Raw genomic sequence first — 21,400 nt, 5'->3', positions numbered from 1 at the left:
CGGGGGGGCGGCGGGGCGTGGGGTCCCGCGCGCCGCTCGACCTCGTCGTGCATTTGCTGCGCGACCAGGCCGACGTGCTCGTGCAGATCGTCCGCGAAACCGGCATCGGCGTCGATCGCATCGAGGATCAGCTGCTGTCGCAGCGCCTTCATGGCAATCGTTCGGAACTCGGCGCGATGCGCCGCGGCCTCGTGCGCCTGCAGCGGCTGCTGGCCCCGGAACCGGGGGCGTTGTTCCGCCTGCTCAACCGGCCGCCCGCATGGCTGCAGGACGGCGACCTGCGCGAGCTGCGCGAATCCACCGAGGAGTTCTCGCTCGTGCTCAGCGATCTTGCCGCGCTGGTCGAGCGCATCAAGCTGCTGCAGGAAGAGATCGCCGCCAAGCTCAACGAGCAGACCAACCGCACGCTGTTCACCCTGACGCTGGTAACGGTACTGGCGCTGCCGATCAATATCGTCGCGGGCTTCTTCGGCATGAACGTCGGCGGTATTCCGCTGGCCGACCATCCGCACGGGTTCTGGGTGCTCGTGGTCGTCGTGGCGAGTTTTACCGCACTCGCGGGGCGATGGGCGTTCCGCAAGCAGCAGGCCGGCGGTTAGCCCGCGCTTTCACGTAATTGCAACGGAGGCGGCGTAACATGTTTGGCCACACGGCCATGAGCCCAGCATACCGGAGCGTAGCAAATGAACCCCAACGATGAAGCCCTGATTCGGCGCATTCACCGCGAGGTGGCCGACTACTACGACGAGGAACTCGAGCTCGAACTCGAAGACCGCGACCCCAGCGTGGTGCAGGCGATTCTCTCCGGCCACGGTGCCGAGAACGGCGGCGTCGCGGGCGACGACGAGGAGCGCGCGGAACGCCAGATGTACTTCCGCGAGCTGTTCCGTCTGCAGGGCGAGCTGGTCAAGCTGCAGAGCTGGGTGCAGGCGACGGGCCACAAGGTGGTGATCCTGTTCGAGGGGCGCGATGCCGCGGGCAAGGGCGGCGTGATCAAGCGCATCACGCAGCGGCTGAATCCGCGCGTCTGCCGCGTGGCGGCACTTCCCGCGCCGAACGACCGCGAACGCACGCAATGGTATTTCCAGCGCTACGTATCGCATCTGCCGGCCGCCGGCGAGATGGTGCTGTTCGACCGCAGCTGGTACAACCGCGCGGGCGTGGAACACGTGATGGGGTTCTGCACGGACGAGCAGTATGAAGAATTCTTCCGCTCGGTGCCGGAGTTCGAGCGCATGCTCGTGCGCTCGGGCATCCAGCTGATCAAGTACTGGTTCTCGATCTCGGACGAAGAGCAGCATCTGCGCTTCCTGAGCCGGATCCACGATCCGCTCAAGCAGTGGAAGCTGAGCCCGATGGATCTCGAATCGCGCCGCCGCTGGGAAGACTACACGCGCGCGAAGGAAGTGATGCTCGAGCGCACGCATATCGCCGAGGCGCCCTGGTGGGTCGTGCAGGCCGTGGACAAGAAGCGCGCGCGCCTCAACTGCATCCACCATCTGCTGCAGCAGATGCCGTACGTGGAGCCGCAACAGACGCCGATCGTGCTGCCCGAGCGCGAACGGCACGCCGACTATGTGCGGCAGCCCGTGCCGGGCCAGATGATCGTGCCGGAAATCTACTGACGCGCCTACTGACGCGCGAGACTCGGAAACGCCTGCTGCATGGTCTGCACCACGCCGGTCATCGCCGCGTCGTAGCCCGGCAACGCATCCACGCGCTCGCGGAACGAGCGGCTCTTGAGGGCCTCCACCGCTTCGGCGAGCGCGGGGCTCTGCAGCATTTTCTGTTCGATGGCGAAGAAGTAGCGCTCCTTGAGCACGGGCACGAATTCGAGCCCGAAGCGCCGCGCCGCCGTCTCCACGCCGAAGCCCACGTCGGCCATGCCGCTGCCGATATACGCGGCCACGGCCGCATGCGTGAACTCGCCGTTGCTGAAGCCCTCGATGCGGTTCGGATCGATGCCGCGGCGCGCCAGCATCAGGTCCAGCAGCAGCCGCGTGCCCGATCCCGGCTGGCGGTTCACGAAGCGGACGTCCGAGCGAACGAGGTCCTCCAGCGAATGGACACCGAGCGGATTTCCCGGCCGCACGAACAGCCCCTGCGTCCGGACCGCAAGGTGGATCAGGCAATGCGTATCGGGGCGCAGCCAGCTCGTGATGCGCCGCACCATATCGTCCTCGAGATCGCCGATCGGCACGTGGAACCCCGCGATATCGCATGCATGTTCCGCGAGCGCCGCCACGGCCTCGAGGCTGCCGCAGTACTTGAGGTCGTGCCGCACCTTGTGCTCGTCGAGGAAGTCGCGCAGCGCGGCCACCGCGAAACCGTGGCTCGCATGCAGGCGCACGGCCGGATCGGATGCCACCATCAGCTTTTTCAGCTCGATCTCGAGCTCGGACGCCAGGCTGTCCAGCGTGGGCGAGAGGCGGGCCGCAATCCGCTTGCTTGCCCATACCAGCTGTTGCGCCATCGGCGTGAGCGTCGACCCGCGGCCCCGTGTCTTGGCGATCAGCGCGCCCCCGAACAGCGTCTCGGCATCGCGCAGAATCCCCCAGGCGTAGCGGTAAGACAACGATATCGCCTCCGCCGACTGGGCGATATTGCCGGTGGACTCGATATGGCCGAGCAACGCCACCAGACGCGAGACATCGAGCGCGGGCGTGGGCCCGGGCGCCGCGTCGTCGCGGATCTGCAGATGGGGGAGGATCGAGATGCGAAGCATATGCGCAAAATAGCATATTGATGGGGCTGAAACACGGGCCTATAGTCGCACAAACGGGACAAGTACCTGAAATGCAGTCCCGGAATATGAAAAAAAGAGCCTATATGCGGCTGCACGGCACGACCCAATGAGGTGGCTGGCGGACGCAACGGCGCGCAGGAGACAAGCCACGCGCGCCGGGCCATGACGACACAAGAGCACGGAGACGCCATGCCAGAAACCGTCACCCCCACAGACAATGCAGCGGTCAGTGCCGCGCGCAGGCTGGATGCGATCGCGCAGATCGTTTCCGCGCGCCGCGACATGCCCGGCGCCTTGCTGCCCATCCTTCATGAACTTCAGGACGTCCATGGCTACGTGCCCGCCGAGTCGGTGCCCGTCATCGCGCAGGCACTGAACCTGTCGCGCGCCGAAGTCCATGGCGTCATCACGTTCTATCACCACTTTCGCGAGCATCCGGCCGGCCGCCACGTCGTGCAGGTGTGCCGCGCGGAAGCGTGCCAGTCGGTGGGTGCCGACGCGCTCGTGACGCACGCGGAGCGCACGCTCGGCTGCGGCATGCACGAGACCACGGCCGATGGCGCATTCACGCTCGAGCCCGTGTTCTGCCTCGGGCAGTGCGCGATCGGCCCCGCGGTGATGATCGATGACCGGCTGCATGGGCGCGTGGATGCCGCGCGCTTTACGCGATTGATCGAAGGGCTGCGCGATGCCATGCGCGCCGAACGCCAACAGGCCGCGGAGGCAAGCGCATGAGCACCACCATCTTTGTTCCGCGCGACTCCACCGCGCTCGCGCTCGGCGCCGACGAGGTGGCCGAGGCGATTGCACGTGAGGCGTCGACGCGCGGTGCCGACGTCCGGATCGTGCGCAACGGCTCGCGCGGCATGTTCTGGCTCGAGCCGCTCGTCGAGGTGAAGACCGATGCCGGCCGTATCGGCTATGGCCCGGTCTCGGCGGACGACGTGCCCGCACTGTTCGATGCGGGCCTGTTGCAGGGCGCCACGCACGCACTGTCGATCGGCGTGGTCGATGACCATCCGTTCCTGAAGAAGCAGGAGCGCCTGACCTTCGCGCGCGTCGGCATTACCGATCCGGTGTCGCTCGACGACTACATCGCGCACGAAGGCTATGCGGGCCTGACGCGCGCGCTGACGCTGCAGCCCGCGCAGATCGTGCAGGAGGTGCTCGACTCCGGCCTGCGCGGACGTGGCGGCGCCGCGTTCCCCACGGGCATCAAGTGGAAGACCGTGCTGGCCGCGCAATCGCCGGTCAAGTACATCGTCTGCAATGCCGACGAGGGCGACTCGGGCACGTTCTCCGACCGCATGGTCATGGAAGACGATCCGTTCATGCTGATCGAGGGCATGACTATCGCAGGCCTGGCCGTCGGCGCGGAGCAGGGTTACATCTACACGCGTTCGGAGTACCCGCACGCGATCGCCGCCACCGAGGAAGCGATTCGCGTCGCCACTGCCGCAGGCTGGCTCGGCGACGATATCCGTGGCAGCGGCCGCCGCTTCCATCTCGAAGTGCGCAAGGGCGCGGGCGCCTATGTCTGCGGCGAGGAAACCGCGCTGCTGGAAAGCCTCGAAGGCAAGCGCGGCGTGGTGCGCGCCAAGCCGCCGCTGCCCGCGATCGAAGGGCTGTTCGGCCAGCCGACCGTGATCAACAACGTGATCTCGCTTGCAACGGTGCCGATCATCCTCTCGCGCGGCGCGGCGTACTACAAGGACTTCGGCATGGGCCGCTCGCGTGGCACGCTGCCGTTCCAGCTTGCCGGCAACATCCTCCAGGGTGGCCTCGTCGAGAAGGCGTTCGGCATCACGCTGCGCGAACTGCTCGTCGATTACGGCGGCGGCACGCGCTCGGGCCGGGCGATTCGCGCGGTACAGGTGGGCGGCCCGCTCGGTGCCTATCTGCCCGAGTCGCGCTTCGACGTCCCGCTCGACTATGAAGCGTATGCGGCGTTCGGCGCGGTGGTGGGCCACGGCGGCATCGTCGTGTTCGACGAGACCGTCGATATGGCGAAGCAGGCGCGCTATGCGATGGAGTTCTGCGCGATCGAATCGTGCGGCAAGTGCACGCCGTGCCGGATCGGCTCGACGCGCGGTGTCGAGGTGATGGATCGCATCATGGCCGGCGATCAGCCCGTGAAGCACGTGGCGCTGGTACGCGACCTGTGCGACACGATGCTCAACGGCTCGCTCTGCGCGATGGGCGGCATGACGCCATACCCGGTGCTGTCCGCCCTGAACGAATTCCCGGAGGACTTCGGCCTGTCGCCGAAGCCCGCGCGCGCGGCGTAGGCCGCCATCCTTCGCGCCCATCCCACAAAACACAAGATCGGGAGACATCCCTTGAACGCTCGAAACGAACTGGATTACGGTACCCCGGCCAGCGAATCGGAGACGCAGGTCACGCTGGAGATCGACGGCGTGAACGTGACCGTGCCGGCCGGCACCTCGGTGATGCGCGCTTCCATGGAAGCCGGGATCGCCGTGCCCAAGCTGTGCGCGACGGACTCGCTCAAGTCGTTCGGCTCATGCCGTCTGTGCCTCGTGGAAATCGAAGGCCGCCGTGGCTATCCGGCCTCGTGCACGACGCCGGTGGAAGCGGGCATGAAGGTGCGCACGCAGAGCGACAAGCTCGGCGACCTGCGCCGCGGCGTGATGGAGCTCTATATCTCCGACCACCCGCTCGACTGCCTGACCTGCCCGACCAACGGCAACTGCGAACTGCAGGACATGGCCGGCGCGGTGGGCCTGCGCGAGGTGCGCTACAACGACGGCCACACCAACACCCCGGCCATCGCCACGCACACGCATCTGGAGAAGGACGAGTCGAATCCGTACTTCACGTACGACCCGTCGAAGTGCATCGTCTGCAATCGCTGCGTGCGCGCCTGCGAGGAAACGCAGGGCACGTTCGCGCTGACGATCTCGGGCCGCGGCTTCGAGTCGCGCGTGGCCGCGGGCACGAGCCAGCCGTTCATGGAGTCCGACTGCGTGTCGTGCGGCGCGTGCGTGCAGGCCTGCCCGACCGCGACGCTGACCGAGAAGAGCGTGATCCAGCTGGGCCAGCCTTCGCACGACAAGATCACCACGTGCGCGTACTGCGGCGTGGGCTGCTCGTTCAAGGCCGAGATGAAGGGCAACGAGGTCGTGCGCATGGTGCCGTACAAGGACGGCCAGGCCAACGATGGCCACGCATGCGTGAAGGGCCGTTTCGCGTGGGGCTATGCCACGCACAAGGACCGCATCCTCAAGCCGATGATTCGCGCGAAGATCACCGATCCGTGGCGTGAAGTGTCGTGGGAAGAGGCGATCGGCTACGCGGCTTCCGAATTCAAGCGCATCCAGGCCAAGCACGGCAAGGATTCGATCGGCGGCATCGTATCGTCGCGCTGCACGAACGAGGAAGACTACCTCGTGCAGAAGCTCGTGCGCGCCGCGTTCGGCAACAACAACGTCGATACCTGCGCGCGCGTGTGCCACTCGCCGACCGGCTACGGCCTCAAGACCACGCTCGGCGAATCGGCGGGCACGCAGACGTTCCGCTCGGTGGCCAAGTCCGACGTGATCATGGTGATCGGCGCGAACCCGACCGACGGCCACCCCGTGTTCGCGTCGCGCATGAAGCGCCGCCTGCGCGAGGGCGCCAAGCTGATCGTCGTCGATCCGCGCCGCATCGACCTCGTGAGCTCGCCGCATATCCGCGCCGACTATCACCTGCAGCTGCGTCCCGGTACCAACGTGGCGGTGGTCACGTCGCTCGCGCACGTGATCGTGACCGAAGGCCTGCTGGCCGAGTCGTTTATCGCCGAGCGTTGCGAGGACGTGGCGTTCCAGCAATGGCGCGATTTCGTGTCGCTGCCCGAGAACTCGCCGGAAGCGATGGAAGCCGTGACGGGCGTGCCGGCCGACCAGATGCGCGGTGCCGCGCGCCTGTACGCGACCGGCGGCAATGCCGCGATCTACTACGGGCTGGGCGTGACCGAGCACGCACAGGGTTCGACGACCGTGATGGGCATCGCCAACCTCGCGATGGCCACCGGCAATATCGGCCGCGAAGGCGTGGGCGTGAATCCGCTGCGCGGCCAGAACAACGTGCAGGGTTCGTGCGACATGGGCTCGTTCCCGCATGAACTGCCCGGCTATCGCCACGTGTCCGATACCACCACGCGCAATCTGTTCGAGAGCGCATGGGGTGTCGAGATCAACCCCGAACCGGGCCTGCGCATTCCGAACATGTTCGAGGCCGCGCTGACGGGCAGCTTCATGGGCCTGTACTGCCAGGGCGAGGACATCGTCCAGTCGGACCCGAACACGCAGCACGTGTCCGAAGCGCTGTCGTCGATGGAATGCATCGTGGTGCAGGACATCTTCCTGAACGAGACCGCCAAGTACGCGCACGTGTTCCTGCCGGGTTCGACCTTCCTCGAGAAGGACGGCACGTTCACCAATGCCGAGCGCCGCATCTCGCGCGTGCGCAAGGTCATGCCGCCGAAGGGCGGGTACGCGGACTGGGAAGCGACGATCCTGCTGTCGAACGCGCTTGGCTATCCGATGCACTACAACGATCCGTCCGAAATCATGGACGAGATCGCGCGCCTGACGCCGACGTTCTCGGGCGTGAGCTACAAAAAGCTCGACCAGCTGGGCAGCATCCAGTGGCCGTGCAACGACGACGCGCCGACGGGCACGCCGATCATGCACGTCGATGGGTTCGTGCGCGGCAAGGGCAAGTTCATCATCACCAAGTACGTGGCCACCGACGAGAAGGTCAACCGCAAGTTCCCGCTGATCCTGACGACGGGCCGTATCCTGTCGCAGTACAACGTCGGCGCGCAGACGCGGCGCACGCACAACGTGCACTGGCATGACGAGGACCGTCTGGAGATCCATGCGCACGATGCCGAGGAGCGCGGCATCAAGGATGGCGACTGGGTCGGCGTACAGAGCCGCGCGGGCGAAACCGTGCTGCGCGCGATCGTGAGCGACCGCATGCAGCCGGGCGTGGTCTACACCACGTTCCACTTCCCCGAGTCGGGCGCCAACGTGATTACCACCGACAACTCGGACTGGGCGACCAACTGTCCCGAGTACAAGGTGACCGCGGTGCAGGTGATGCCGGTGGCGCAGCCGTCCACGTGGCAGCGCAACTACCAGGACTTCAACGACCAGCAGCTGGCGCTGCTGCGCGCGGCGAGCGAACCCAACCCGGCGTCCGCGGAGTAACGGCCATGCATATCGAGAACCTGATCAAGATGGCCAACCAGATCGGCAGCTTCTTCGAGGCGATGCCCGATCGCACCGAGGCCATCGGCGATATCGCGAGCCATATCAAGCGATTCTGGGAGCCGCGCATGCGCCGCGCGCTGCTCGCGCACGTCGATGCCACCGAGGGTGGAGAAGGGCTGGATCCGATCGTGCGCGAAGCCATCGCCGCGCATCGGGCCAGCCTGGAGCCGGCGCCGGTGGCCGTGACTTCCTGAGCCGTTACTTCTTGAAGGCGTAGAGCAGCTGGAGGATCACGAGGCTGAACACCGTCGCGACCACGGCTGTCATTTCGCGGCCGAGGCCGCAGGCGACGCCGATTGCCGCGACGGTCCAGATGCTCGCGGCGGTCGTCAGGCCGCGGACATCGCTTTCGCTGACGTCGTCCTTGCTCGCCTGCTTGATGATCGCGCCGGCGCCGATAAAGCCGATGCCGGCCGTCAGGCCCTGCAGCACGCGGCTCATATCGGCCAGCGGCACGCCGGCCTGAAGCGGGACCAGCACGAACAGCGCCGACCCGAGCGCGACCATCATATGCGTGCGGAGGCCGGCCGCCTTGCCGGCCGCTTCGCGTTCCCAGCCAATCAGGCCGCCGAGCGCCACCGCGAGCGTAAGACGCAGCAGCAGGCGCGTCAGCTCCTTGATATTCGGGACGTCGGCGAATTCGGCCCGGATCGTGCTGTAGATATCACCCCACACACCTTCCATGATCTGGCTCCCGCAGTTGCGATGCCAGACGCTAGCATGGGCGCATGACTGTCCGCAGTCGGGCGCGCGCTGACACGCACTGACACGTGCTGACACGTCGCGGGGAAGGGGACCGGTGCGCGCGCTAGCGCAGCCGCAGCGGCTCGAGCAGCGCGGCGTCGTACTGGCCGCGCGTGATGCGGCCGAGCTCGAGCATGCGCAGCAGGATATAGCTCTGGCGCTGGCGTGCGCGGCGCGGGTTGACCACGGGATTGTTGGCCGACGGCGCCTTGGGCAGGCCGGCGAGCATCGCGCATTCGGCCAGCGTGAGCTGCGCCACGGGCTTGCCGAAATAGGTCTCGGCGGCCTCGCCGAAGCCGTACGCGCCCTGGCCCAGGTAGATCTTGTTGAGATACAGCTCGAGGATCTCGTTCTTGCTCAGCGCGCTTTCGATGCGGTAGGCGAGCAACGCCTCGTAGAGCTTGCGCGTGTACGTCTTCTGCCGCGAGAGGAAGAAGTTGCGCGCCACCTGCATCGTGATCGTCGATGCGCCCTGCGACAGTTCGTCGGAGAGGTTGGCGATGCCGGCGCGCATCACGCCCACATAGTCGATGCCGTCGTGGATGTAGAAGCGGTCGTCCTCGATCGCGACCACGGCTTCGGGCAGCGTGGGCGGGAACTGCGCGAGCGGTACGTATCCGGGCGAGGCGCGGAACGCGGTCAGCGCGTCGAGCGACGGCAGCTGACGGCTGGCCATGATCACGGTGAACGCGATCAGCAGCGCCCCGCCGACGATGGCGAGCAGGACGAACTTGACGAAGGCGGACCAGAGACGTTGCATGGGCCACATTGTGCCATCACCCGGTGCGGACTTATCCGCGCGGCGTCTCGACGCCAACGGTCCGTGCAAGCTTGTCGAGGTTCTGCCAGATGCGATCGTCGATCTCGATATGCGTCGCCGCCGCGGCGCGGCACGCGGCTTCGTACTCGCCCGGATACTGGACGCGATCGAACCCCGGCGCGGTGGGCGTGGCCTGCAGGTACTCGATAAACGATTCCACCTCGGCGCTTTGCCACGGCAGGCCCAGGTCGAGCTCGGGGTTCAGCAGCACCGCGAAGAGGTTGTTGGTGGCCACGCCGCCGGGCGGCGCATCGGGACGGATGGTGCCGCCACCGGACAGCACGCCGGCCAGCAGTTCCGCCACCACGCCGAGCGCATAGCCCTTGTGGCCGCCGAACGGCAGCAGGGCGCCGGGCGGATCGGCGAACATCACGCTGGCGTCGGTCGTCGGATTGCCGTCGGCATCGATGATGCTGCGCTCGGGCGCCGGCTCGCCTTTTTCCGCCAGCACGCGGGCCTTGTTGAGCGCGATCGCGCTTGTCGCGATATCGAGCACGAGCGGCGGACGGCCATTCGGCATCGGGCCCGCGAAGCACAGCGGATTGGTCGTCAGGCGCGCGACGCGGCCGCCGAACGGCGCGACCATCGGCGGGCGGTTGATCACGTTGGTGAAGCACAGCAGCACGCAGCCTTCGGCGGCGACCATTTCGCCGTAATGGCCCATGCGGCCGAGATGGTGCGACTGGCGCAGCGTGACGAGGCAGTGCCCGTGCTCGCGCACGCGCGCGATCGCGGTGGCCATTACGGCCTTGCCCACATGCTGGCCGAAGCCGCCGTGGCCGTCGAACACCATCAGCGAGCCACGGTCCATCACGCATTCGGCGCGGCCCGTGCGATTCACGGTGTTCGCCTCGAGCGCCGTGCGATAGCTCGGCAGGATCGAGAGGCCGTGGCTGGCATAGCCGCAGCGGTCCGATTCGACGAGGTGGTGGGCGACATCGTCGGCAATATCGGCGGGGACGGACTGCGCGACGAGGATGTCGCGCGCGAAGCGCTGGGCGCTGGACAGCGAGATCTGCATGGGGGCCTCCCGTCATCGGATGCCCCTCCATTATGGAAAGCGGCGTCCGGCATGCCAAGCCGGCGGCGCACGATCGGTTTGATTCCGGTCAGATTCTGTCCATTTGCGGGCGCGGCGGGCATTCGCGCTACCATCGCAACCATTCTTCGACAGACTCTCCGACACCCATCATGCTAGAACTCGAAGGCGCGATCTGGTTCCGGGCCGGTGCCCGCGAGTGGGGCGGCAAGGATCGCATCGCCCTGCTGGCCGCGATCGGCGAACAAGGCTCGATCACCGCGGCCGCGCGCGCTGTGGGGCTCAGCTACAAGGCCGCGTGGGATGCCATCGACGCGATGAACAACAGCGCCGGCGAGCCGCTCGTGGCCCGCGCGGCAGGCGGCAAGGGCGGGGGCGGCACGCGGCTCACCGATCGCGCGGAGCAGCTGATCCGCACCTATCGCACGCTCGAGGCCGAGCACCGGCGCTTTGTCGCGTGGCTCGGCGCGCAGGCCGAGACGGGCACGCTCGGCGGCGATGTGGCAAGCGGACCGGACCTCGAGCTCATGCGGCGCTTCACCGTGCGTACGAGCGCGCGCAACAAGCTGTTCGGGCAGGTGGAAGCGGTCCGAACAGGCGCGGTCAATGACGAGATCACGCTGCGGCTGCCGGGCGGACAGGCGATCGTCGCCACGATCACGCGCGAGAGCACCGAGACGCTCGAGCTTGCGCCGGGCGTGGAGGCCTTCGCGCTGATCAAGGCGTCATCGGTCCTGATCGGCCTGCCCGATCCCGAGGGCAGGCTGTCGGCGAGCAACCAGCTGCCGGGCGTGGTGTCGCGCATCGTTCCCGGTGCGGTCAACGCGGAAGTCGTGCTTGCGCTCGACGGCGGCGGTACCGTGGCGGCGATCGTGCCCGGCACGGCCATCGGCGATCTGGCGCTGGCCGAAGGCGCGCGCGCCATCGCGATCTTCAAGGCGTCGAGCGTGATCGTCGGCACGCTGTAGAATGCGCGGCTCTGTTGGCGAAGGAGTTCCCGCATGGCACGCAATATCGAGATCAAGGCCCGCATCGACAGCATCGAGGCCGTGGCGCCGCGCGCGGCGGCCCTCGCGCAGCACGGCCCCGAGCGCATCGAGCAGGACGATACGTTCTTTCCATGCGCGAATGGACGTCTGAAGCTGCGCGCGTTCGATGCGTCGCGAGGGGAATTGATCTTCTACGCGCGCCCGGACCAGACCGGGCCGAAAGAGAGCTTCTACATCCTGTCGCCGACGGCGTCGCCCGACACGCTGCGCGCGGCACTCGCCGCCGCGCATGGCGAGGGCGGCCGTGTCAGGAAAGTGCGCACGCTGTTCCTCGTCGGCCGTACGCGCGTGCACCTGGACCGCGTGGAGGGGCTCGGCGACTTTCTCGAACTGGAAGTGGTGCTGGCCGATGACGAAGCGGCCGAGGCGGGCGTGGCTGAAGCCCATACGCTGATGGATGCGCTCGGTGTCGATCGCGCAAGGCTGATCGACGGCGCGTATGTGGACCTGCTGCGCGCGAACCGCTGAACCGGGCGCGGTCTAGCGGGAAGCCGGCAGGGCGGCCGGATGCGCGAGCAGGAAGTCCCGCACCCGCGACGCCACCATCTTGCGATCGTTGTCCGAGCCGATCATGTGACTGCACCACGCGTCGTACCAGCGCGTTCCTGATGCCATAGGGCGGCCGTTCCTCGACCTTCATGTACCCGCGCGCACGGGTGTGCGCGATCGCTTACGCGAGTTCCGTGCCGACGGGCAGTGGCGTCGGGCGAGGGGGGGTGGCGTAGCCGCCGGCAACGATGCGGCCGTCGCGGACTTCCAGCACATGATCGGCCAGAACCTCGACGTCCTCCGGGTCATGGGAGATCACGACCATCGGCACGTCGAGGCTGCTCTGCAGCGCGCGCAACTCGTTGCGCATATGCGCGCGCAGCGCGGGATCGAGCGCCGAGAACGGTTCGTCGAGCAGCACGGTGTCCGGTTGCGCGACCAGCGCGCGCGCGAGGGCCACGCGTTGCTTCTGGCCGCCGGAGATCTGCGACGGATACTGGCCCACGATCTCGCGCAGGCTGAATGCATCGATCCAGCGGTCCGCCTGCGCATAGCGCGCGCGGCGCCGCGGATTGCGCCAGCCATGCTCGAGACCGAAGGCGATGTTCTGCGCGACGGTCAGGTGCGGAAACAGTGCGTAATCCTGGAATAGATAGGCGACGCGGCGCTCCTGCGGCCGGACGTCGATGCCCGCTTCGCTGTCGAACAGCGTGCGGCCGTTCAGCACGATGCGGCCGCTATCGGGCGCGAGCAGCCCCGCAATCGCGCGCAGCGTCAGGCTCTTGCCCGCGCCGGACTGGCCGAACAGCGCGATGCGCCGGCTGTCCGATGTGAAGTCGATATCGAGCGCGAACTCGCGGTCGCCCGAGGTCATGTGCTTGCGCAGCGAGACATGCATGCTCATGGGGGGCTCACTTGGGGACGGCAGGCGACGCGGCCTTGCGCGCGCGGGCGCGGAAGCGCCGGGGTTCGTAGACGTCGGAGGCGCCGCGCGCGACGGGCGGCACGAGCCGGCCGGCGGCGACCAGCAACACCACGCAGGTGACCGAGGTGATCAGCACGAGCAGATTGGCCGTGTTGTCGTCGCCGGCCTGCACCGCTTCGTAGATGGCCACCGAGAGCGTCTGCGTGCGGCCAGGCAGGTTGCCCGCGATCATCAGCGTGGCGCCGAACTCGCCGAGCGCGCGCGCGAACGCGAGCAGTACGCCCGCGATGATGCCGCGCGCCGCCATCGGCAGCGTGACGCGGAAGAAGATGCCTGCCTCGGAGACGCCGAGCACGCGCGCGGCGTTCTCGAGCTGATGATCGACCCCTTCGAAGGCCGCGCGGGCGGACTTCAGCACGAGCGGGAACGCGACCACGGTCGAGGCGAGTACCGCGCCCTGCCACGTGAACACGAGTTCGATGCCGATGGACGACAGCCATGCGCCGAACACCCCGCGCCGGCCCACGAGCACGAGCAGGTAGTAGCCAAGCACGGTCGGCGGCAGCACGAGCGGGAGCGTCAGGATGGCGTCGACGACGTCGCGCGCCGACGAGCGCCAGCGCGCGAGTGCGTACGCCGCGGCCACCCCGAGCACGCTATTGAGCAGCGTGGCCCATCCCGCCACCTTCAGCGACAGCAGCAGCGGAATCCAGACGGCATCCATATCGGCCTCGTCGATGCGTTCGGATCAGGGCTTCAGGAAGCCATAGCGCGCGAGCACGGCCTGGCCATCGGCCGATAGCACGTAGTTCACGAACGCGTTGGCCGAGGCGGCCTGCTTCGTCTGCGCGACGATCGCGATCGGGTACGTCACGGGCGTGCGGTTCGGCACGCGGACGGCGACCTTGACCTTGTCCGGCATCACGGTGGCGTCGGTGGCGAACACGAAGCCGGCATCGACTTCGCCGCGGGCCACGTAGTCCAGGCTCTGGCGCACATTCTGCGCGGGCACGCCCTTGGCGGCCACGGCATCCCACAGGTGTTCGGCTTCCAGCGCGCCCCTGGTGTAGCGGCCCACGGGTACCGACGACGGGTTGCCATAGGCGATGCGCTTCACGTCGGCCCTGGTCAGGTCCTTGAGCGACGTGATGCCGAGCTTGCTGTCGCCGGGCACGATCAGCACGATCTGGTTCGCGGCAAAGTCCTTGCGCGAGGCGGGTTGCACAACCTTTTCGCTTTCGGCCCTGTTCATCGCATCCTGGTCGGCGGAGGCAAACACGTCCGCCGGCGCGCCCTTGACGATCTGCTGCATCAGCACGTCCGACGCCCCGAAGTTGAGCACCACCCTGGTGTCGGGGTGAGACTTCTCGAACTGCTCGGCCAGGGTCTTGAAGGCGTTCGTCAGGCTGGCGGCGGCCGACACCACGAGGTCGGCGGCAAAGGCCGACGGGGCGGTCAGGGTCAGGGCGGCAAGCGCGGCGGCACCGATCGTCCGGCGCAGGAAGCGGGGCGTGGAAGGCATGGTTGGAGAAGTTCGGGCAGGAAAAATGACTCGGACGCCGCAACGCGGCACATGCGCAATATAAGACGGTATATAACGATGGTCAATCCGACTTTGGTATCGGCTCCCGGGATCCGGCTTCCCTGCGCTATGCTGCGCCATTCCTTTTCACGGCGTCTGCCCATGACCTCCATCTATCTCGCCGGCTTCGACGTCTTCCGCAAGGATGCGGTCGACTACGGCAAGCGGCTCCAGGCGCTGTGCGCCGATCACGGCTTCACGGGCCTGTACCCGCTCGACCAGGCCGCGCCGGCCGGCATGACGGGCCCCGAGACCGCGGGGTGGATCTACGAGGCCAATATCGCGCTGCTGCATCGCGCGGATGCGGTAATGGCGAACCTCGACGATTTCCGGGGCCCCGGCGAGCCGGATTCGGGCACCGCATTCGAGGTCGGCTACGCGGTGGCGCTGGGCAAGCCGGTCTGGGGCTACGCGAGCGAGGCGTCCTCGCTGCGCGAACGCGTGACCGCGTCGATCGACGCCGATGGCGAGGCGATCGACGCGCGCGGTTATGTGGTGGAGGACTTCGGACTGTCGAAGAACCTGATGCTCGCGTGCAGCGTGACGCTCGTGCACGGGACGGCCGAGGATTGCCTGAAGGCCATGGCTGCGCAGCGGGGTGGCAGCGTCAGGGCTTGAGGCCGCTCAGCGCCGCCGCGATATCGTCAGCCGTGGTGCCGACGATCTGGCGGTACGCGCCCACCAGCCCCTCCACCTGCCCCGGCGCCGCCACCTCCGCCACCGTGCGGCCGCCCGTCACCCTGCCGTCGGGCAGGCGTCGCACGGTCCACGCGATCGTGGCGTTCGCGCGCTGGCCCACATCGCCGTCCATCCGTACCACCTCGGTCGTGATGCGATAGACCGGTGCGACATCGGACAGCCCCTGCTGGTAGACATCCACCGCGCCGAGCCGCGCCTGCAACTGCTGCGACAGCGCATCGCGCATCTCGTCGGGGAGCGGCGAGGACCAGCGCGACAGGTCGAGCAGCTTCAGCTGGCCGTCGGCCCCGTCGCCCACCACGAGCTGCGCGCGATTGAGCCGCTCCGGCACGCGCACGGGCGCGACCTCGATCCATAGCGGCTCGGCCCGGGCAGGCGGCGCGGCGGGCACGGCATTGGCCGCGGACGCGGCCAGCGAGTAATAGCGCGGATCGGGCGACGCGCAGGCCGCAAGCAGCAGGGCGAGCGCGGCAACCATGGGCGCCGCGAGGCGACGTCCCGCACGGGGAACCGTCAGCGAACGTTGGATCATCATGGCTTCTCCGCCTTGCCGCGTAGCAGCGCCTCGGGATGGCGCTCGAGGTAATCGGTCAGTGCGCGCAGCGAAGCCGCCGTGCGCGTGAGTTCCTGCAGCATGCGCCGCGTATCCTGCTGCAGCGGCGCATCCGACGCGAGCGTGCCGTTGGCCGTGTTGAGCGTGCGCCGCGCATCCTGCAGCGCCGACAGGACCTGCGGCGCGACATCGCCCTGCAACTGCGCGACGAGCTTGTCGGCGTTGTCGAGCATGCGGTTCAGCGAGGCGAGCGTGGTGCGCACATCCTGGCCGATCTGGTCGAACGGCACCTTGTCGATCTTGCTGACGATATCGCCGAGCTTGGCCTGCAGTTCGTCGAACGTGCCCGGCGTGGTCGGCAGCTCGGGCATCGAGGCGTCGAGGTTGACCGCGGCCGGCGCCGCCTTCGGGAAGAAGTCGAGCGCCACGTAGAGCTGGCCGGTCAGCAGGTTGCCGTTGCGCAGCTGCGCGCGCAGGCCGCGGCGGATCAAGGTCTCCACGATCGTGCGCTTCTGCGCTTCCTCGGCGACATCGCGCTCGCGGAAGCCCATGCGCGAGGGGTAGAGCTCCACGACCACGGGCATGCGGAACGCCTTCTTGTCCCGCTGGTACTCGATGCCGATGGACCGGACCTGGCCCACCACCACGCCGCGGAAGTCCACGGGCGCGCCCGGCGAGAGCCCGCGCACGGACTGGTCGAAGTTCAGCACGGCCAGCGTCGGTGCGAGTTCCTCGGGCTCTTTCATCGCCTCGGACTGATCGCCCGCGAGCAGGAACTGCGTGTTCTCGGTGGCCACGGGCGCGCCGCCCGAATGGTCGGGCGCCTGGAACGCGACGCCGCCGAGAAGTACCGTGACCAGCGATTGCGTCTGCAGCTTGAGGCCCGTGGCATCGAGCTTGAGATCGACGCCGCTCGCATGCCAGAAGCGCGTATTGGCCGTGACGAGCTTGTCGTAGGGTTTGTCGATGAACACGCGCAGCGTGATGTCGCGGCCGTTCGGCTCGAGCTGGAACGCCACCACCTGGCCCACGCGCACGCGGCGGTAGTAGACCGGCGAGCCGATATCGAGCGAGCCGAGGTCCTGCGCGCGCAGCACGAACTGCTTGCCCGACGCATCGGTGGTCACCACGGGCGGGACTTCGAGCCCCGTGAACGCCGTCTTGCGTTCCGCGGACTTGCCGATATCGACGCCGATATACGCACCCGAAAGCAGCGTCTCCAGCCCCGACACGCCGCTGACCGCGAGCCGCGGCCGCACGACCCAGAAGCGCGTGTCCGCCACGGCAAAGCTGCTGGCGTCCTTGGTCAGGTCGATGCGCGCGATGACATGCGAGCGATCTTCCGCCAGCCGCACGGCCTTGACGAGTCCGATCTCCACATCCTTGTAGCGCACGGGCGTCTTGCCGGGCGTCAGCCCCTCGGCCGTGCGGAACGTGACATCGATCTCCGGCCCGCGCGACATGATCGTATTGACGAGCAGCGAGATGCCGACGATGGCGGCGACGATCGGAATCAGCCACACGAGCGAAGGCAGCCAGCGCGAGCGGCGGCGCCGGGCAGGGTAGGGCAGGCCCGAAGGAGACGCGGGCGGCGGCGGAGGCGGCGGAGGAAGTTCAGTGTTGTCGGGCATCGGTGTGTTCCGTCGGTTCCAGCGAATCCCACAGCAAGCGCGGGTCGAAGCTCAGCGATGCGAGCATGGTCAGTACCACCACGGAGCCGAACGCGAGCGCTCCGGGGCCTGGCACGATGGTGGCGAGCGCGCCCGCGCGCACGAGCGAGGCCAGCAGCGCCACCACGAAGATATCGAGCATCGACCAGCGGCCGATCAGTTCGACGAGTCCATACAGCCGCGTCTGCTGGCGGATGCGCCAGGTCGTGCGCAGGCGCACCGAGACCAGCAGCATCGTCAGGATCATCATCTTGAGCAGCGGCACGACGATGCTCGCGATGAGCACCACGCCGGCCAGCAGATGCGAGCCGGACAGCCACAGATAGATGACGCCCGAGAAGATCGTGTCCTGCTGCGTGCCGAGCAGCGACTGCGTGACCATCACGGGCAGCAGGTTCGCGGGGATGTAGAGGATGAAGGCGGCCAGCAGGAACGCCCAGGTGCGCGCGAGGCTGGCCGGCTTGCGATGATGGAGCGTGGCGCCGCAGCGCGGGCACGGCTCGCCTTCGAGCGCGCGCGGGCTGAGCTGGTCGCATGCGTGGCACGAGACGAGCCCGAGCGACGTGGCCGTGGGCACGCGCGCGAGCGGCGTGCTCTCGTCGTCGTCGGTGATTCCCGCCACGACGCCGCTTGCCAGCCGGCGCGAGCGCTCCAGATGCTGTCTCATGTGGTCTCGCCCTCCGCGCCGGGCTCGGGCTGCTCGAGGTAGTCCCACAACGCGCGCGGGTCGAACGAAAGCATCGCGGCCAGCACGACCACGAGCGCGCCGAACGACCACAGCGCGATGCCTGGCAGCACCTGCGCCATCGTGGAAAGCTTCACCACGGTCACGAGCACGCCGATCATGAACACTTCGATCATGCCCCATGGCCGCGTCTGGCGAATGCCGCGCACGATGCGGTCGAAACCGGGCGGCATGCGGCGCTGCGCCATCGGTATCAGCAGGTAGCACATCATGAGCATCTCGGTGAGCGGAAACACGATCGTGGTGGCCAGCACCAGCGCGGCCACGAGGTCCATGTTGTCGCCATGCAAGGCTTCCACGGCACCCAGCAGCGTCGTCTGCGTGCGCACGCCCTGCAGGTCCATCTCAACGATCGGATAGGAATTGGAGATGAGGAACAGGATCAGCGCCGTGATCACGAGTGGCAGCAGGCGGCGGTATGCGCGCCGGTTCTCGCGGTAGAGCGCGCCACCGCAGCGCAGGCATTGCGCGCGCTCCCCCGGCGCGAGCGTCTCGCGCGCGTACACCGCGTCGCAGTATTCGCACGCGATCAGCTGGCTCAGATCGCGGGGGACCTGCGGGGAGGCTTCGCGCTGGGTGGGATCCGTCATGCGTCCGGCGTCAGTCGCGAGGGCGGCGCGGCGGTGACGGCCGTCACCGGCGTTGCCACCTGCGTGCCGATGGTCCAGTCGCGCAGCAGCGCGTAGGCCACCGCGAGCACGGTCGGGCCGATGAACACGCCGAGAAAGCCGAACGCCAGCGCGCCGCCGAGCACGCCCATCATGATCCAGATCAGCGGCAGGCCCGTGCCCTTGCTGATGAGCAGCGGCTTGATGATGTTGTCGGCCATGCCGACCACGGCCACGCCCCAGACGACCATGAAGATGGCCCAGCCCGTCGCGCCCGAGTGATAGAGCCAGAGCGCGGCCGGAATCCAGATCAGCGGCGGGCCGACCGGGATCACGGAGAGGAAGAACGTGATGAAACCGAGGATGGCGGCGCCCGGCACGCCCGAAATCCACAGGCCGATGCCGGTCAGCACCGCCTGCACGAACGCCGTGCCGAGCACGCCGTAGACCACGCCCTTGACCGTGCTGCCCGCCAGCGCCAGCAGATGGTCGGCGCGCTCGCCCGCGATGCGGCGCATGCCGCCGCGCAGCCATTCCACGGCCAGTTCGCCGCCGGTATAGAAGAAGAACGCGAGCACGATGGACAGCGCCAGCTGGCCCAGCCCCGCGCCAATGGAGAGGCCCGCGCCGAGCAGCACGTGGCCGACCGGCGCCACAAGCTTGCGCAGGTTCGCGAGCATTTCCGAATCGGCGTTGACCACCTGGTTCCACGTGTTCTGCAGATAGCTGCCGACGTAAGGCAGGCTCGACAGCCACTCGGGCAGCTGCGGCACGCCGCGCTCCTTGTAGCGCTCCACCAGCGCGGTCAGGTCATCGACGTGCGCGGAGAAGCTCGCGCCGGCGTAGACGAAGGGGCCGAGCACGATCACGGCCGCCAGCAGCACGCAGACCAGCGCGGCGATGCCGCGGCGGTTGCCGAGCCAGCGGGTCAGCACGGAATAGGGATACCAGGAACTGAACGCGAGGATCGCGCCCCATAGCAGCGCCGTGGCAAACGGCGCCAGCACGACCAGCGAGCCGCCGATCAGCAGGATCAGCGCGAAGACCGCGGCGAGCTTTTCAATCAGTTGTCCGGAACTCATCGGGCAGATCTCCTCGGCGGCCGTGTGACGGAAACGCCGTAAGCATAGCGGAAATCGATGCGCGCACCGTGACGAAGCGTGCCCGTCGGGGGCGGGGCGGTGCCTTGATGAGAGTTATAGGCGACGGAGGTGGCGTGCGGGTGGCGCGGCCGTGTCAATGCGCCGTCGGCGCGGCGGGTACGTCATCCGGTGACGAGGTTCACGAAGTTCCCGAAGTTCCCGAAGTTCCGGACACCCGGCTGCGCAGCAGGGCGGCCACGAGGTCGGACTGCGTGACCATGCCGACCACGCGCCGGTCGTCGTCGATGACGGGCACATGGTGCAGGCCGCCATCGGAGAACGCGCGCGCCAGATCGACCATGGGCTGTTCGGGGCGCGCCACGGTGACCGCGTGCGTCATGAGCGTGCGCACGGTGCCGGCGGTGCGGGCCGAGCCCGTGCGCTGGGCGGCGAAGAAGTCGCTTTGCGTGAAGATGCCGGCCAGCCGGCGCTGGCCGTCCACGACGGGCAGCGCCTTGATGTGATGGCGGGCCAGCAGCGCGGCGGCTTCTCCCGCGGGCATATCGGGTGTTGCGGTCACCACGTCGCGCGACATGATGTCCGCGCACCGCACGTCGCCGAAGCGGCGTCGGAAGGCCCGCAGTTCGGCCGCCACGAGAATCGCCTCGAGATCGTCTTCCGAGATGTCGAGGAATTCCCCGCGCGCCGCGAGCACGGCGTCCAGGTCCGCGCGCGTGAAGCCCACGCGCTGGGTCGGCGGCACGTCGCGCGTGCGATGGCCCGCAGCGGGTTCGGGCGGACGGTGCGGGTAGCGTCGCCGCATGGCGTTGTTGAATGCCAGCGCCATCAGCACCAGCACCATCGAATTCACGGCCACGGGCATCACGATAAAGCCGAAGCCGAGCGCCTGCACCGCCGGCCCGCCCAGCACCGCCGTCAGCGCGACCGCGCCGCTGGGTGGGTGGATGCAGCGCAGTGGAAACATCAGGGCGATCGCGACCGCCACCGCGACGCCGGCCGCCAGTCCCGGCGAGGGAATCAACATCGCGCAGGTCACGCCGACCGTCGCCGCCACGAGGTTGCCGCCGATGATCGACCACGGCTGCGCGAGCGGGCTCGCGGGCACCGCGAACAGCAGCACGGCCGACGCGCCCATGGGCGCGATGAACCACGGATTGAATCCGCCCATCAGGTGGCGGCTGATCCACTCCGTAACGAACAGTCCCAGCAGCGCGCCCAGGCAGCTCTTGACGCGCTCGTGCCGGCCGCCGGTGATCGGCATCGGCAGGAACGTGCGCAGCCACGTCAGGGTCTGGCGGTCGGGCGCGGCGGCGTTGTCGGTGTCGGATGCCATGGCGGTGATTGTA

Annotated in this window: 23 protein-coding genes; 9 read left to right on the top strand and 14 right to left on the bottom strand. The window is 68.0% G+C overall.

Features of this window, described 5'->3' with window-relative positions; genetic code table 11:
• On the top strand, positions 1-599 hold a 599-nt coding region (locus AAHB16_RS30585), incomplete at its 5' end, for a CorA family divalent cation transporter (RefSeq protein ID WP_342052748.1).
• A gap of 84 nt (positions 600-683) precedes the next feature.
• Positions 684-1,625 carry a polyphosphate kinase 2 gene (gene ppk2, locus AAHB16_RS30580; RefSeq protein ID WP_150372690.1) on the top strand — a complete coding sequence of 314 codons (942 nt, stop codon included), beginning with the start codon at positions 684-686 and terminating at the stop codon, positions 1,623-1,625.
• Between the two features lie 5 nt (positions 1,626-1,630).
• On the opposite strand, the gene AAHB16_RS30575 is transcribed toward ppk2, so the two are convergent.
• Positions 1,631-2,725 (bottom strand): helix-turn-helix transcriptional regulator, encoded by a 1,095-nt coding sequence (locus AAHB16_RS30575; RefSeq protein WP_342052747.1) that lies wholly within the window; start codon positions 2,723-2,725, stop codon positions 1,631-1,633.
• A 210-nt stretch (positions 2,726-2,935) separates the two neighbouring features.
• On the opposite strand from AAHB16_RS30575, the gene AAHB16_RS30570 reads away from it, so the two are divergent.
• The 4 genes from AAHB16_RS30570 to AAHB16_RS30555 are packed head-to-tail and all read left to right on the top strand — an operon-like array spanning position 2,936 to position 8,222.
• Positions 2,936-3,481, top strand: coding sequence for a formate dehydrogenase subunit gamma (locus AAHB16_RS30570; RefSeq protein ID WP_150372688.1), 546 nt, complete (start codon positions 2,936-2,938; stop codon positions 3,479-3,481).
• On the top strand, positions 3,478-5,034 hold the full coding sequence (locus AAHB16_RS30565) for a formate dehydrogenase beta subunit (protein ID WP_150372687.1): 1,557 nt from the start codon (positions 3,478-3,480) through the stop codon (positions 5,032-5,034). Before AAHB16_RS30570 ends, AAHB16_RS30565 begins: the two co-directional genes overlap by 4 nt.
• A 51-nt stretch (positions 5,035-5,085) precedes the next feature.
• Positions 5,086-7,965, top strand: a complete 2,880-nt coding sequence (gene fdhF, locus AAHB16_RS30560) for a formate dehydrogenase subunit alpha (RefSeq protein WP_150372686.1) — start codon at positions 5,086-5,088, stop codon at positions 7,963-7,965.
• Between the two features lie 5 nt (positions 7,966-7,970).
• Complete coding sequence (locus AAHB16_RS30555) at positions 7,971-8,222, top strand: formate dehydrogenase subunit delta (protein ID WP_342052746.1); 252 nt, start codon at positions 7,971-7,973, stop codon at positions 8,220-8,222.
• A 4-nt stretch (positions 8,223-8,226) separates the two neighbouring features.
• Here the strand turns inward: AAHB16_RS30555 and AAHB16_RS30550 are convergent, their stop codons facing one another.
• From AAHB16_RS30550 to AAHB16_RS30540, 3 genes are all read right to left on the bottom strand, one after another.
• Positions 8,227-8,712: an MgtC/SapB family protein gene (locus AAHB16_RS30550; protein ID WP_150372684.1), complete on the bottom strand. Its 486-nt coding sequence runs from the start codon at positions 8,710-8,712 to the stop codon at positions 8,227-8,229.
• 124 nt (positions 8,713-8,836) lie between these two features.
• On the bottom strand, positions 8,837-9,532 hold the full coding sequence (locus AAHB16_RS30545; protein ID WP_150372683.1) for a transglycosylase domain-containing protein: 696 nt from the start codon (positions 9,530-9,532) through the stop codon (positions 8,837-8,839).
• Between the two features lie 31 nt (positions 9,533-9,563).
• Positions 9,564-10,613: an Ldh family oxidoreductase gene (locus AAHB16_RS30540; protein WP_342052745.1), complete on the bottom strand. Its 1,050-nt coding sequence runs from the start codon at positions 10,611-10,613 to the stop codon at positions 9,564-9,566.
• Positions 10,614-10,783: 170 nt separating this feature from the next.
• Here AAHB16_RS30540 and AAHB16_RS30535 point away from each other — a divergent pair, with 170 nt between their 5' ends.
• Both AAHB16_RS30535 and AAHB16_RS30530 read left to right on the top strand, forming a co-directional pair.
• Positions 10,784-11,599 (top strand): TOBE domain-containing protein, encoded by an 816-nt coding sequence (locus AAHB16_RS30535; protein WP_342052744.1) that lies wholly within the window; start codon positions 10,784-10,786, stop codon positions 11,597-11,599.
• Positions 11,600-11,632: 33 nt separating this feature from the next.
• Positions 11,633-12,148 (top strand): class IV adenylate cyclase, encoded by a 516-nt coding sequence (locus tag AAHB16_RS30530; RefSeq protein WP_342052743.1) that lies wholly within the window; start codon positions 11,633-11,635, stop codon positions 12,146-12,148.
• Positions 12,149-12,160: 12 nt separating this feature from the next.
• On the opposite strand, the gene AAHB16_RS30525 is transcribed toward AAHB16_RS30530, so the two are convergent.
• From AAHB16_RS30525 to modA, 4 genes are read right to left on the bottom strand one after another with little or no spacing between them, the layout of a single operon-like run.
• Positions 12,161-12,295: a hypothetical protein gene (locus AAHB16_RS30525; RefSeq protein WP_342052742.1), complete on the bottom strand. Its 135-nt coding sequence runs from the start codon at positions 12,293-12,295 to the stop codon at positions 12,161-12,163.
• A gap of 55 nt (positions 12,296-12,350) precedes the next feature.
• Positions 12,351-13,073 (bottom strand): ATP-binding cassette domain-containing protein, encoded by a 723-nt coding sequence (locus AAHB16_RS30520; protein WP_150372679.1) that lies wholly within the window; start codon positions 13,071-13,073, stop codon positions 12,351-12,353.
• A gap of 7 nt (positions 13,074-13,080) precedes the next feature.
• Positions 13,081-13,818: a molybdate ABC transporter permease subunit gene (gene modB / locus AAHB16_RS30515; RefSeq protein ID WP_342052741.1), complete on the bottom strand. Its 738-nt coding sequence runs from the start codon at positions 13,816-13,818 to the stop codon at positions 13,081-13,083.
• A gap of 24 nt (positions 13,819-13,842) precedes the next feature.
• The gene (gene modA / locus AAHB16_RS30510; protein WP_150372677.1) at positions 13,843-14,616 is read right to left on the bottom strand and encodes a molybdate ABC transporter substrate-binding protein; all 774 of its coding nucleotides are present in this window, start codon (positions 14,614-14,616) and stop codon (positions 13,843-13,845) included.
• A 162-nt stretch (positions 14,617-14,778) separates the two neighbouring features.
• On the opposite strand from modA, the gene AAHB16_RS30505 reads away from it, so the two are divergent.
• Entirely contained in the window at positions 14,779-15,294 is a 516-nt protein-coding gene (locus AAHB16_RS30505; RefSeq protein ID WP_342052740.1) for a nucleoside 2-deoxyribosyltransferase, read from the top strand.
• Here the strand turns inward: AAHB16_RS30505 and AAHB16_RS30500 are convergent.
• The 6 genes from AAHB16_RS30500 to AAHB16_RS30475 all read right to left on the bottom strand — a co-directional run bounded on the left by AAHB16_RS30500 (position 15,284) and on the right by AAHB16_RS30475 (position 21,387).
• Complete coding sequence (locus tag AAHB16_RS30500; protein ID WP_411859831.1) at positions 15,284-15,853, bottom strand: PqiC family protein; 570 nt, start codon at positions 15,851-15,853, stop codon at positions 15,284-15,286. The genes AAHB16_RS30505 and AAHB16_RS30500 overlap by 11 nt on opposite strands.
• A 53-nt stretch (positions 15,854-15,906) precedes the next feature.
• A complete protein-coding gene (locus tag AAHB16_RS30495) occupies positions 15,907-17,559 on the bottom strand; it encodes a PqiB family protein (protein ID WP_150372674.1) in 1,653 nt (550 codons plus the stop codon).
• Entirely contained in the window at positions 17,543-18,265 is a 723-nt protein-coding gene (locus AAHB16_RS30490) for a paraquat-inducible protein A (RefSeq protein WP_150372673.1), read from the bottom strand. Before AAHB16_RS30490 ends, AAHB16_RS30495 begins: the two co-directional genes overlap by 17 nt.
• The gene (locus AAHB16_RS30485; RefSeq protein ID WP_342052739.1) at positions 18,262-18,933 is read right to left on the bottom strand and encodes a paraquat-inducible protein A; all 672 of its coding nucleotides are present in this window, start codon (positions 18,931-18,933) and stop codon (positions 18,262-18,264) included. The genes AAHB16_RS30490 and AAHB16_RS30485 overlap by 4 nt, the downstream gene beginning before the upstream one ends.
• The gene (locus tag AAHB16_RS30480) at positions 18,930-20,033 is read right to left on the bottom strand and encodes an AI-2E family transporter (protein ID WP_150372671.1); all 1,104 of its coding nucleotides are present in this window, start codon (positions 20,031-20,033) and stop codon (positions 18,930-18,932) included. Before AAHB16_RS30480 ends, AAHB16_RS30485 begins: the two co-directional genes overlap by 4 nt.
• A 199-nt stretch (positions 20,034-20,232) precedes the next feature.
• Positions 20,233-21,387 (bottom strand): HPP family protein, encoded by a 1,155-nt coding sequence (locus AAHB16_RS30475; protein ID WP_342052738.1) that lies wholly within the window; start codon positions 21,385-21,387, stop codon positions 20,233-20,235.
• Positions 21,388-21,400 lie beyond the last annotated feature (13 nt).

It is taken from the genome of Cupriavidus sp. OTU4054, from assembly GCF_038440175.1.
GTDB classification, from domain to species: Bacteria; Pseudomonadota; Gammaproteobacteria; order Burkholderiales; family Burkholderiaceae; genus Cupriavidus; species Cupriavidus pauculus_D.
This window is presented reverse-complemented; position numbering and strand designations above follow the sequence as displayed.